The following is a 12,613-nucleotide window of genomic DNA, read 5'->3' on the forward strand; positions in this document are numbered from 1 at the left end:
TTCTGTGAGACTAAGTATACCCGATTACGCGCCAGAACCCAAGATGGGTTTTACGCGGCCTTCTGCGGTGCACTAGCGACACGAACAATCCTGGGGGTGTCCCAGGATTGTTTGAACCCAAAAGAAAAAGACCATTCAAAGGAATGGCCTTCAAAGCAGAGCTTTGCTGATCTAAGTGGTGCCGTTAATTGTCTAGTCATGTTGACCCGCGATGACAATGCAGGGGGGAAAGCTAGCTAGAGCGTCTGACTTCCAAGTGAAAAGGCATGTCATGTTCTCTAGCGTCTTGCAATCCCGTTTATAAATTACTTGATCGGCAACTTGTAGTGAGACAACGCGTACACCTTAGAACCACTTGTATATTAGCATATAAATATTAAAAATTCAATTAGCGACGTCGATTAGCCCGTAAAAGGCGTTGGTATTGTTCGCCCAATTGCGTTTCAAACCGCCCGTTGGCCTTGGGATGGTAGTATTCGGCATGCTTGAGGTCGTCCGGCAAATATTGTTGTTGGACCCAGTCGCCGGGAAAATCGTGTGGGAACTGGTAGCCGTTGCCGTGCCCCAATTTTTTGGCGCCGCTGTAGTGGGCATCCTTGAGGTGGTCGGGGACCGCACCGTTGTGGCCGTTCATGACGTCGGCCAGGGCCGCATCGATCGCGGCGATTCCCGAATTGGATTTGGGCGACAGACACAGCTCAATGACCGCATCGGCCAGTGGAATTCGGCCCTCTGGCAATCCCAGCTGTTGGGCCGCCTGGACGGCTTGAACGGTCCGGGCCGCCGCGGGGAGGTTCGCCATACCGATATCCTCGTAGGCAATGACCATCAACCGGCGACAGATCGACGGCAGGTCACCCGCCGCCACCAGTTGGGCCAGGTAGTGCAAAGCCGCATCGGTGTCGCTACCGCGAATGGACTTTTGAAAGGCGGAAATCACGTCGTAGTGGGCGTCACCATTTTTATCGCCGATCAGGGCCTTGCGTTGAAAACAGGCCTCGGCCACGGTCAAGGTGACGTGGATGGCCCCGGTGTCGTCCGGTGGCGTGGATTGCGCGGCCAATTCAAGGCCGTTCAGGGCGCTGCGCAGGTCGCCGTTGGTGGCTCCGGCCATGAAGGCTAGCGCGTCGTCGTCCACGTGCAAGTCGAGTTGGCCCAAGCCACGCGCTTTATCAGTGATGGCGCGGTTCAACGCCGTCTTGATGTCCTCGAGTGACAGCGGATGGACCTCAAAGATCTGCGTCCGACTGCGAATGGCGGGGTTGATGTTGATGTAGGGGTTCTCGGTGGTCGCCCCGATCAAGATGATGCGTCCGCTTTCCAGGTGAGGCAACAGGAAGTCTTGCTTGGTCTTGTCTAACCGGTGGATTTCGTCTAGCAGTAAAATAACGGTCCCGCTCATCTTGGCTTCTTCAGCCACAACTTGCAGGTCCTTTTTAGAATCGGTGGCCGCGTTGAGCTTGCGGAAGGCATACTTGGTGGAACCGGCAATCGCGCTGGCGATGCTGGTCTTCCCGGTGCCCGGTGGCCCGTATAAAATCATTGATGAAAGTAGCTTAGCCGCGACCATCCGGGCGATGATCTTGCCTGGTCCGACCAGGTCTTGTTGACCCACGATATCTTCCAACCGTTGGGGCCGCATGCGGTAAGCAAGGGGATGTTGTGCCAAAAATGGGACTCCTTTCTTAGTGGCCGATTAATTTGTCGAACCAACTTTTCTTGGCGGCAGCGGGAGGCGTTGCCGGTTTGGCAGGATATTTCTTCGCTAAGCTGATGGGGTTCTGGTTGATGGCAGTGTCGCTGGCCACCACCAGCCCCAGGTCGCTATCGTTGACGCCGTAGATGGTGTCTTGGCGAATCGTGAATTTTAAGTTGTGTTGGCTCGCCAGCTTGAGGTAAGGTGCGAGGTCGGCTTGAGCGATGTGGCCATTCAAAATGACTTGATAGTCCGGATGGGCCGAGATCTCCGTGATGAACGCATCCAAGTTGGCCCGGTCCGTGACCTCCGCAATCGTCATTGCCAAAGAGACCCGCTCGCGGAAGGTTCCCAGGTAGTGGCGTTGTTCGTCCGGATTGATCTTCGGGGTGCCGTAGACAGAATTCTGTAAGTGTTGTTCCATTTGACTCTTCTCAGCCATGCGTTTCCCTCTTTTCAAGTTAGTCCCACTAGTATAACATGGAATGGTAAAGAGTTTCAGGGAAGGAGACTTTGCGAAATGTATGGGGAGCAAGACTTTCACGTCTGGGATGACACCACGTTGCCCGGGCGCTTGGGAAAAATCAAGGCGCAAATTGATCCGAAGTTTCAGGCAACCGTGACGGACCTGAAACCGGTCTTTGCTAAATTGGCCGTGCCCATTTACGATCACATTTCTCAGCATCGCCGGCGGTCTAAAAATCCGCCACCGGATACGTGGGTGGCCTTTAGCACGTCGAAGCGGGGATACAAAATGTTGCCGCACATCGAAATTGGTTTCTGGGACGACCGGTTCTTCATTTGGCTGGCGGTCTTGCAGGAGGCGAAGAATCGCCAAGCGCTTTTGAGCAGTCTGCCGGAAGACACGGTGCTCCAATTGCCGGCCGGGTTCGAATGTGGTGGGGACCACACCGATAAAAATTGTGGCCAACCGTTGACGCGGGCGACGTATCAGGAATTGATGCGCCAACAACCGCAGCGTCACGCCGAATGGCAGGTCGGTCGTAATTTCTTACGGGGCAGCGACTTCTTTATGGGGACGCCCGCCCAGCAAGTTCAGGTGATTCGCGAGACGGTGACGGCTCTATTGCCACTGTATGACCAATTGATTCGAATCTAAGCGAGTGAAGGGAGTTTTTCTGTGAGCAATCTATTCAAGCGGGTGTGGCAAAATCCGCTGACGATGACCTACGTCGCCCTGGTCTTATTGATCATTATTGCCTGGGAGGCGCATGCCTTCTTGTCGCTGGCCCTGTTTACGGTGATTTTCATTTACCTGGGGGATGCGGCCATCATGGGCATCGAGCATCACTTTCACGTGCATCATCTGTGGTCGACGCTACTGGTCTACGTGCTGTTCTTGGCAATTTTGGTGGCGGCCTTTGCCCAGATCATCCCGCCGCTGGTCTCCGAGGCGTCCAATCTGCCCAACGCGATTGATAAATTGATCGAGACGTATCCACAGCTACAGACGGAGTTGACGCGGTTGATCAAGAATCTGTCGCAAAACGCGTCGGTCATCAGCAATGGCAAGACACTGTTGACCAGCGGGATGGGGCAGTTATCGCGATTCAGTTCGGGCGTGGAAACGATTCTGCTGGCGTTTTTCTTCAGCTTCATCTTTAATCTGACCAAAAACCAGTTGAAGACCTTCGTGCACGCCTTTACGAAGAGTCGGTTTGCCGGGCTGTTCGTGCCTATGGGGCAGTTGATCTTAAAGTTCGTCCACATCTTCGGGACGGTCATCGAAACGCAGCTGATCATCTGCACCATCAACACGATCCTGATGGTGCTGGGACTGTGGATCATCGGCATGCCGAGCTTGTTGATCCTGGGCATTATGATTTTCTTCTTGGGCTTGATCCCGGTGGCTGGGGTGCTGATCTCCTTGATTCCGTTGACCATCGTGGCCTTTTTGACGGGCGGCTTGATTCGGGTCGTGGCTGTCTTGGTCTTAGTCATTTTAATTCACATGTTCGAATCGTACTTCTTGCACCCCCGGCTGATGGCCAACGCCACCAACCTGCCCATCTTCGTGACCTTCATCACGTTGATTATCAGCGAGCGCATCTTCGGCGCCTGGGGCCTGATTGTCGGGGTACCGCTAGTGGCGTTCTTCTTGGAAGTCTTTGACGTCCAGTTGAAACCCCACCGGATTACCTCGGAGCAGGAGTGAAAGTAAGGCGCTGGGCTAGATGGCCTGGCGCTTTTTTATGGGTTTGACAAGAAGTGTTTTCAGGTATATTTTAGATAGACGGATTTGCATCAATGAATTAAGCTAAATACTGTTTGTTATTTTTAATATGGCGTAAAATAGTGATCATGAAAAAGAAAAAATTGATCTATATGGGTAAAAGATATGACTATGTTGTTTATTTAAGTTATCCTGGAGAGGAGCAGTTCGATGAACTAGGAAAACTGATATTGAACGATTACTTACACAAACACACCAGTATAGAGAAGAATAATTTAAATTTAAAAGTAAATAGATTGAACGACTATTATGCATCTATCTATATCATTAACAAGCAAGAGCGTGTAAAGAAGCGGATTCTAGTTGCGGCAAGTGATGGTGCATTGTTTCCTACGGTGGATTTAGCGATTGATGCGAATGAAAATGCGCAATCTATTTTTGAGGAAGAAGGAGTTTACGGTTCTTATGGTATAAGGGATCGTAAGTTGTTGGATAATATCATCGAGAGTACAAAGCATTCTGTTTATTTCGGAGAAGATCAAATACCCTCGTTGCTTAGAAAAGCAGCTGTTTATTGGTGGAAATTTGCACATTATCAGGTTTTTATGAATGGAAATAAACGAACGGGACTATTAGTGGCTAGTGCGTTTATGTACCTTAATTATATGACGTTAGATTTCAATCAAGATAGAATGTACGAAATTTCGAAGGGTATCGCTAGAGATGAACTAACAGTAGATGATGTTTATGGTTTTTTGTTGAAAAATACACATCTAACATATGATCGATTGCTACGGGACTACTTGAAATAAAAGGCGGTCAGGCTTTTATTACGGAGGTATTTATAACAATGAAAGAATTAAGAAATGAAATCAGTAAGCCACTTGTTGTGAAAGAGAAAGATAATAAGCTAAGTAGCAAACAAATAAAAAATGCTATCAGTGAAGTATTAAAGAATAAAGAACTAGTAGGAGCTTTAAGAAAGCTGTCCAAGGAATAATCTATAAAATGATGCCATTCTATCCAACGGGTAGGGTGGCTTTTTTTCATTTGGGAGGATTCTTAATTAATGCTCAGTTTTGTAACTTTTTTCGAGTTTTGTAGCTTCATTCTTTGCTCGGTGAAAGTCGATGCAGTAAGAAATAGCACTTAAGACAACTGTAATTAAGGGGCCGGCAATGCTAGGTGTTGTTGTGCAAATTGTCCAGCCGGGGTGGAAGTGTAAGATTAGTAATAGGGCACTAAATTGAGGAATAAGCAAAATTACAATTTTTTAAAGACAGCTCTTAACGTAATTCCATTTATTAGCTTTCTTAGTTTGTGTATTAGTTGGAGCAGTAGATTAATAGTTATTTCAATTTCCCTCCACCGGAGTAGAACCAGTTCTAAGCTACCGAGGAGGGCGGCACATGTTTTATTTTCTAAAGAAACGAAAAAAATCCCGCCCAAAGGCGAGATTTTTTAAACCAGTCAGAATTAATCTTAACGGTTGTAGTATTCAACGATAAGAGATTCGTCAAGTTCTGCGTCTAATTCTTCACGTTGAGGGAAGCGGGTAAGGGAACCTTCCAGCTTGTCAGCATCGAATTGAACGTATTGTGGACGACCAACAACGGCTTCAACAGCGCCCTTGATGATGGCCATGTCCTTGGACTTTTCACGAACGGAGATGACTTGGCCAACTTCGACTTCGTATGAAGGGATGTCAACGCGCTTGCCATCAACAGTGATGTGACCATGGTTAACCAGTTGACGAGCTTGACGACGAGTCGTTGCCAAACCTAAACGGTAAACCATGTTGTCCAGACGACGTTCGAGCAAGATTAAGAAGTTAGTACCGTGAGTACCTTCAGAGATCTTGCCGGCACGCTTGAACAAGTTGTAGAATTGACGTTCAGTCATGCCGTAAGTGAACCGGAGCTTTTGCTTTTCACGCAATTGCGTACCGTATTCAGATAACTTTTGACGACGACCTTGACCATGATCACCAGGTGCGTAAGGACGACGGTTTAATTCTTTACCAGTGCCGGAAAGGGATACCCCTAAACGACGGGAAATACGCCAGCTTGGGCCAGTGTAACGAGACATAGATAGTTCCTCCAATAAATATTATTTGGAGTAAAATAAGCTGTTTATAAGTTTAGTATTCGTGCAGGTTGCTTTGCAAGTTTCACCCTATGCAGCCGCAGGTTACTTCTTGAACCAATGTAACGGCAACAATCTGTTGACGAGCTTACCACTTATCGCTGCATTATTTTACACAACGACCAGTATAACCAGAAAGCCTACTGGTTGTCAATGTGTTTTAACAAAACCCGGGCAAATTCTTCTAAAACGGCTTGGTCAGCGGCACTGAACCGATCCAGACTCGGGGAGTCGATGTCCATGACGCCCAGCGGTTTACCATTGGCCAGGGTCAAAGGTACCACGACCTCGGAGTTGCTGGCGGAATCGCAAGCGATGTGCCCAGCAAATTGGTGCACGTCCGCGACCCGTTGGACCTGCTGGGTGGCGAGTGCTGTGCCACAGACACCGCGATTGTTTTCAATGTGGACACAGGCGACGTTGCCTTGGAAGGGGCCTAAGATGAGGTCATCGGTGGCTGGTTGGTACAAATAAAAGCCGGCCCAGTTAACGTCATCGAGCGTTTGCTTTAGTAACGCCGAGGCGTTGGCCAGGTTGGCTACCAGATTGGTTTCGCCGTGCAAGAGGGCGTCGAGTTGTTCGGTGATTAAAGAATTTATTGCTACACTCATATGAAAGGCCTCCAAAGTTTAAAGATTAAATTATTTTGATATAGGTAAAAAAGGGTCAGGGAATCATGAAAACCTAGTGAAGCCTAGGCCTGACTTATGCTATAATCGAAATTAGATTAAATTGTAAAATGAACCGAGCGATTTTGCAACTCGTTAAACGTTGAAATGCTGATGAAGGATGGGGTCAATTATGGTAGGTGTGTTGATTGGAATCGTGATTCTGGCGATTGTCGTCTACGTGGGTGTGCTGATATACCAGCAGCGCATTCGCAAACAGGTCACGGCGTTAACCACAAAAAAAGAATCGATGGTGGCTATTCCACTAACAGATGAGCTGAATTTAGTCGGCAAGTTAAGTCTGACCGGCCAATCGTTGGCGCAGTTCCAACAGCTTCAGGCCGACTATCAAGACATTACGGAAAACCGGTTTAAGCGCATTGATCAGGAACTAGACCAATTGATGAGTGATTCACGCGGTGTGAATTTGATTCAATTGCGCCAGCGCCTGACCAAGATCACACTACTGGTTAACCAAACGGATGCATTGGTGCAAGAGGTACAGGCCCAGTTGGCGAGCCTCCAAGAGATCGATAAGCAACACCGTGAGGCCGTTCATGAATTGGAAAAGAAGTACCAGGACTTACGGAAGACGTTGCTGGCCAAGAACTTTGCATTTGGCCCCAGCATTGATGGCTTAGAAGAACGCTTAGGCCAGTTGGAGGGTAATTTTGATACCTTTACCCGGTTAACCCAAGACGGCGACCACGAGCGCGCGGCGGACGTTTTAAGCCAATTACAAACGGATACCACCAGCTTGGAAGACTTGATTGCGGCGATCCCACCCCTATATAAGGACTTGACGGTGGTCTTTCCGGACCAGATCAAGGAATTGAAGGGCGGCTACCAGCAATTGGCCGCGGACCATTACCAATTTGGCGACCAAGATGTGCCTGGCCTGATTCAAGACGCCGAGGAACACATCAAGGACAACGCCAATACGTTGGCGGAATTGCGGCCGTCCGATGCGGCGGTCGTCAATGATCGCATCGCCAAGCAGATCGACCACATTTACGACGTGATGCAAACGGAAATGGATGCCAAGGAACCGGTCAACCAGAACTTAGATCGAGTCGCCAAGTTCATTGCCCATGCGCAAAACCAGAGCCACGCCTTATTAAATGAGTTGGACCGATTGAGTCAAAACTACACGCTGGATCACCAAGAATTGGAAACGGCGCGGGAGTTAAATGAACAGTTACGTCACATCGACGGTACGTATCAACAGGATGTGCAGGCGTTGAGTGGCAAGCAAGCTGTCTTCTCCCAAGTGTTGGCCCATCAAAACCAACAGGAGAAGGACCTGAAGCAGATTGAAGAGCAACAGGCCGATATCTTAAAGAGCGTGGCGGGTTTGGCCGACGAAGAACGGCAGGCGCGCGACACCTTACAACAGTTTGATTTTAATCTACATAGTTTACGGCGGCAGGTTGAGAACCTGAATTTGCCGGGGATTCCCCAAGAATATTTGGATTACTTCTTCGTAGTCCGTGATGAGGTCGCCCAGTTAGCGACGGACATGGACCAACCCCAGATTGACATGGAGCGGATCACCAAACAATTGTTGATTATTCAAACAGATTTGGACACGTTACAGGAGAAAACGGACGACTTGGTCGACAGTTCCCAGTTGGCCGAACAACTTCTGCAGTACGCCAACCGGTACCAGACCAGCCACGAAGATGTGGCCGCGGCTAGTCACACGGCGGCTGACCTGTTCGAACACAAGTACCAGTACGCCCAGGCACTAGAAACTATCGCCACGGCCTTAGAACAGGTCGAACCCGGGGCCTACAAGCGCTTGGAAGATGCCTATTACGACCGCAAAGGCACGGCTAAGCCCAAACGGCGGCAAACTGAAAAAGATTAAGCTCACTTAGCAGCGCTACTCGGACCCCATCCGGTAGCGCTGCTTTGTTTGTCACTGAGGGTTGAAAGACAGAAATCAGCTGAAAGTATTGTTATCATGCGACTTCTGACGTTAAAAATAGTCATTTACAGTCTCACAATTCGAGCTGGCCGCCTACCGTCCGCCAAATATGGGTTGGAACGCTGGGGCGGACGGGTCGAGCCAAAGTACGGTCTCGACGCCTCGCTTTGAGCCGAAGTTCGCGTCTCAAAGACGCCAGTTCCCTAAGCGACATGAACCATGTCACTAAGGGAACTCCCACGGCTGAACCCATATTTGGCGAACTCTCGGCTACGGTAGTGCGTGTTAGTAACAGTTGCTTTAACCCCAGATAGCAGCTGCATTGACGACTAGTCTTTGGTTATCACAGTGTTACTGATAACCTTCACCTTGCCGGAGGCAGCCAGGGTGGAGCCAGCTGTGTCGGCGGTGTTGGCTGAGGTCCTTTCTCAGCCCACAGCGCGGGGCGACTTGAGAGACTGGCGGGTTTTGTCAGGCTTTCAAGCAAGGCGGAAGACCGCCCCTCAGGCTGGAGCCGTTCCTCAGAGCAGGCCCCACCCTAGCCTGACGCAGGCGCCTGGTTTCACCAATTTTAGGTGTTGGAACACCGTCATTATGACAATCAGCACGTTGATTTCAGTTTCAACTTTTAGGTTTGTAATCAGAGCGGGACAAAAGGCGACTAGCCGGCGAGCGGTAAGGCGGCAGCGGGAATCGGGTTGCTCAGAATAACCAGTTTGGCGATAATGTCGATTTGCTACGGGTAAGGTATCGCTTACATGACGGACTTCCGGTTGAAAGGCTTGTGGTCAGCAGCGTTTGTGTTTATAATGAGAAGGAATTTCTATCGGAGTCGAACCAATAGAAAAAGGATAAGAGGGTTCAGCATGATTTATTTTGATAACAGTGCGACTACCAAGGCAGCGCCCGAAGTAGTCGATACTTACGCGAAGGTCAGCGCGAATTACTGGGGAAACCCATCGAGTTTGCACAAATTTGGGGAACAGGCTTTTAACCTGTTGGAACAGTCCCGCCAGCAAATCGCTGATCTCGTGGGAGCCAAGCTGAGTGAGATCTTGTTCACCAGTGGCGGTACCGAAGGCGATAACTGGGCCATCAAGGGCACAGCGATGGCCAAACGTGAATTTGGGAACCATTTGATCACGACCGAGGTGGAACATCCGGCCGTCCACAATTCCATGGAACAGTTGAAGCAAGAAGGGTTCGAAGTGACCTACCTGCCAGTTGATGAAAACGGCCGGGTCTCTGCGGACGACTTGCGCGCCGCCATCAAGCCGACCACGATTCTAGTGTCGACCATGGCCGTCAACAATGAAATCGGCGCGGTCCAACCGCTCGACGAAATTGCGGACGTCATGCGTGACTTTCCGCGGATCCACTGGCACATCGATGCGGTTCAAGGCATTGGGAAGGGCTTAGCCGACAAGATCTTTAACGACCGGGTCGACTTCGTCACGTTCTCCGGGCACAAGTTCCATGCACCCCGGGGTATTGGCTTTATGTACAAACGCCAAGGTCGCAAGATTACGCCACTGATGGCCGGTGGGGGTCAGGAACGAAATTTGCGTTCCGGGACCGAAAACCTGCCAGCCATTGCGGCAATGGCCAAGGCTTTACGCTTGTTGTTAGATGATGAAGCGGCTAAGGTCGAACGGCAACGTGCCATTCGCTTGGCTATTTTGCATCACGTGGAACAGTTTCCAAACGTCACGGTCTTCTCCAAGGACCTGCCAGTTTTTGCGCCACACATTTTGTGCTTTGCGATTGCCGGCGTTCGGGGGGAAACCATCGTCCACGCGTTTGAGGAACACGACATTTACATTTCCACGACCAGTGCTTGCTCCTCCAAGAAGCATGTGGAATCCAGTACGCTACAGGCCATGAAGGTCGACGACAGCATTGCCACCAGTGCCGTACGGATTTCGCTGGATGAACACAACACCATGGCAGAGGCGGAGAAATTCAACCAAGTCTTTGATGAACTTTACACGCAATTTGCCAAATTAAACTAACTCACGAAAGGGGTCGCGCAATGGAATACAGTGAAATTATGGTCCGTTACGGCGAGCTGTCGACGAAGGGAAAAAACAAGAAAGACTTCATCAAACAGCTTGGCCAAAACGTCCGTAAGGCACTCAGTAGTTTTGAGGGCCTAGAAGTGAAAGCCCAGCATGATCGCTTGCACGTCACCTTAAATGGGGCGGATTCAGACGCCGTCATGGACCGACTGAAGGGCGTTTTCGGGATTGAAAACTTCTCGCCATCGGTCAAGGTCGATAAGGATATCGACGCCATCAAGGAAACAGCCGTGGCAATGGTCAAGGAAGTCTTCAAACCAGGCATGACCTTTAAAATCAACACGCGCCGGCAAGACAAGGAATTTGCCTACGACACGTACCAAATGAACGAGATCCTCGGGAGCACGATTTTAGAAAACGTACCGGGATTGACCGTGCAAATGAAGCATCCCGACCTGGAACTACGGGTCGAAGTGCGGATGAACGGGGTCTTCCTGTCTGGAGAGACCATCCAAGGCGCTGGTGGGTTGCCAGTCGGGACCGGGGGTAAGGCGGTCATGATGTTGTCTGGTGGAATTGATTCACCGGTAGCGTCTTACTACGCCTTACGCCGCGGCGTGAAGATCGACATGGTCCACTTCTTCAGTCCGCCATACACGTCCGAACAAGCCCTGGCCAAGGCCAAGGAATTAACGGCGCGGCTAGCGGGTTACTCAGGGGGCATCCAGTTCATTCAGGTGCCATTTACCAAGATCCAGGAGACCATCAAGGAAAAGGTCCCCGAAGGTTATTTGATGACGGTCCAACGGCGGTTGATGTTGCGCTTGACGGCGGCCATCGCAGAGATGCGCCACGCCAAGGGCATCTTCAACGGTGAGTCACTGGGACAAGTGGCGTCACAGACGCTGGAAAGCATGGCGGCCATCAACGATGTGACATCCATGCCAATCCTGCGGCCATTGTTGTCAATGGACAAGACGGAGATCATCAAGGTGGCCGAAAATATCGACACTTACGACCTGTCCATCTTGCCATACGAAGACTGCTGCACCATCTTCACGCCACCAGCACCCAAGACGCATCCGAGCTTAGAAAAGTCCCGGAAGTACGAAGGGTACATCGACGTGGAAGGTTTGATGAAAGAGGCCTTGGACGGCATCACCATCACGGAGATCCGGCCCGGGGACAACTACCTCAACCAAAATGAGGATGTCTTTGCTGAATTGCTGTAGGCAATAAGCGTGGCTCCAAGGGCGGTTAATCGGTGAGCATTAAGGCTATTGCGCGAACAATTCTGGCTTGGGATGGTTCGCGTAGTCGGCCTAAGCGGAACCGGTTGCTTTGGAGACACGTGTCGACTAATTAGCGTTGCTGAACAAGGGTCTGGGATTTTTCCCAGGCCTTTTTCTTGTAGAGTTTTAGTTGAGAACTTAGCGGATTTAGGCTATGCTGGTAAAAAACAAAGTTAAATGAATTTCGGGTTTTCGCGAAAATGAAATGCCGGTCTGACGGGATTTGTTTAGTGTGTTCCCCACAGGTGTGGGGGTGATCCCGAATTAAGGATTTGGAGGTAGAAATCGATGATGTGTTCCCCACAGGTGTGGGGGTGATCCCTGATATCCAGTACCGTTAGCTTTGGCATCAGCGTGTTCCCCACAGGTGTGGGGGTGATCCCAAGTCAAAGCTGATAACGAATTGCTTCGTAAAGTGTTCCCCACAGGTGTGGGGGTGATCCCGGGTCTGCGACCAGCTGTTCTTGATTTGCTTGGTGTTCCCCACAGGTGTGGGGGTGATCCTAAATCAGCCACTAAGAAACAGATTGTCGACGGGTATTCCCCACAGGTGTGGGGGTGATCCTGCTAACGGTCGTACTTGTCAGAGGGTACGGCCGTATTCCCCACAGGTGTGGGGGTGATCCTGTACAGAGGCTGAGCAATATCAAGCACCTTGGGTATTCCCCAC

The 12,613-nt window shown here is 50.2% G+C and carries 11 protein-coding genes and 1 CRISPR repeat array (1 of these 12 running past the window's edge); of the genes, 7 read left to right on the forward strand and 4 right to left on the reverse strand.

Features of this window, described 5'->3' with window-relative positions:
- Positions 1–388: 388 nt before the first annotated feature.
- Both EGT51_RS04940 and EGT51_RS04945 read right to left on the reverse strand, forming a co-directional pair.
- Positions 389–1,642: a replication-associated recombination protein A gene (locus EGT51_RS04940; protein ID WP_135367736.1), complete on the reverse strand. Its 1,254-nt coding sequence runs from the start codon at positions 1,640–1,642 to the stop codon at positions 389–391.
- A 43-nt stretch (positions 1,643–1,685) separates the two neighbouring features.
- Positions 1,686–2,138 carry a YueI family protein gene (locus tag EGT51_RS04945; protein WP_135367657.1) on the reverse strand — a complete coding sequence of 151 codons (453 nt, stop codon included), beginning with the start codon at positions 2,136–2,138 and terminating at the stop codon, positions 1,686–1,688.
- A gap of 78 nt (positions 2,139–2,216) precedes the next feature.
- Here EGT51_RS04945 and EGT51_RS04950 point away from each other — a divergent pair, with 78 nt between their 5' ends.
- From EGT51_RS04950 to EGT51_RS12910, 4 genes are all read left to right on the forward strand, one after another.
- Entirely contained in the window at positions 2,217–2,816 is a 600-nt protein-coding gene (locus tag EGT51_RS04950; RefSeq protein WP_135367658.1) for a DUF1054 family protein, read from the forward strand.
- A 21-nt stretch (positions 2,817–2,837) separates the two neighbouring features.
- On the forward strand, positions 2,838–3,872 hold the full coding sequence (locus EGT51_RS04955) for an AI-2E family transporter (protein ID WP_135367659.1): 1,035 nt from the start codon (positions 2,838–2,840) through the stop codon (positions 3,870–3,872).
- 146 nt (positions 3,873–4,018) lie between these two features.
- A complete protein-coding gene (locus EGT51_RS04960; protein ID WP_135367660.1) occupies positions 4,019–4,702 on the forward strand; it encodes a type II toxin-antitoxin system death-on-curing family toxin in 684 nt (227 codons plus the stop codon).
- Positions 4,703–4,740: 38 nt separating this feature from the next.
- Positions 4,741–4,890 carry a hypothetical protein gene (locus tag EGT51_RS12910; RefSeq protein ID WP_167850144.1) on the forward strand — a complete coding sequence of 50 codons (150 nt, stop codon included), beginning with the start codon at positions 4,741–4,743 and terminating at the stop codon, positions 4,888–4,890.
- 482 nt (positions 4,891–5,372) lie between these two features.
- Here EGT51_RS12910 and rpsD read toward each other — a convergent pair whose 3' ends face one another.
- Together rpsD and EGT51_RS04970 are read right to left on the reverse strand one after the other, a co-directional pair.
- The gene (gene rpsD, locus EGT51_RS04965; protein ID WP_125575297.1) at positions 5,373–5,978 is read right to left on the reverse strand and encodes a 30S ribosomal protein S4; all 606 of its coding nucleotides are present in this window, start codon (positions 5,976–5,978) and stop codon (positions 5,373–5,375) included.
- A gap of 197 nt (positions 5,979–6,175) precedes the next feature.
- The gene (locus tag EGT51_RS04970) at positions 6,176–6,646 is read right to left on the reverse strand and encodes a GAF domain-containing protein (RefSeq protein WP_135367661.1); all 471 of its coding nucleotides are present in this window, start codon (positions 6,644–6,646) and stop codon (positions 6,176–6,178) included.
- 190 nt (positions 6,647–6,836) lie between these two features.
- Here EGT51_RS04970 and ezrA point away from each other — a divergent pair, with 190 nt between their 5' ends.
- The 3 genes from ezrA to thiI all read left to right on the forward strand — a co-directional run bounded on the left by ezrA (position 6,837) and on the right by thiI (position 11,883).
- Complete coding sequence (gene ezrA, locus EGT51_RS04975; RefSeq protein WP_167850145.1) at positions 6,837–8,573, forward strand: septation ring formation regulator EzrA; 1,737 nt, start codon at positions 6,837–6,839, stop codon at positions 8,571–8,573.
- Positions 8,574–9,499: 926 nt separating this feature from the next.
- The gene (locus EGT51_RS04980) at positions 9,500–10,645 is read left to right on the forward strand and encodes a cysteine desulfurase family protein (RefSeq protein WP_135367663.1); all 1,146 of its coding nucleotides are present in this window, start codon (positions 9,500–9,502) and stop codon (positions 10,643–10,645) included.
- A gap of 20 nt (positions 10,646–10,665) precedes the next feature.
- Entirely contained in the window at positions 10,666–11,883 is a 1,218-nt protein-coding gene (thiI, locus tag EGT51_RS04985; protein ID WP_135367664.1) for a tRNA uracil 4-sulfurtransferase ThiI, read from the forward strand.
- A 292-nt stretch (positions 11,884–12,175) separates the two neighbouring features.
- Positions 12,176–12,613: direct repeats of the CRISPR family, unit length 28 nt; unit sequence GTGTTCCCCACAGGTGTGGGGGTGATCC (it continues 78 nt past the right edge of the window).

This window comes from Levilactobacillus suantsaiihabitans, assembly GCF_004745505.1.
Lineage (GTDB): Bacteria > Bacillota > Bacilli > Lactobacillales > Lactobacillaceae > Levilactobacillus > Levilactobacillus suantsaiihabitans.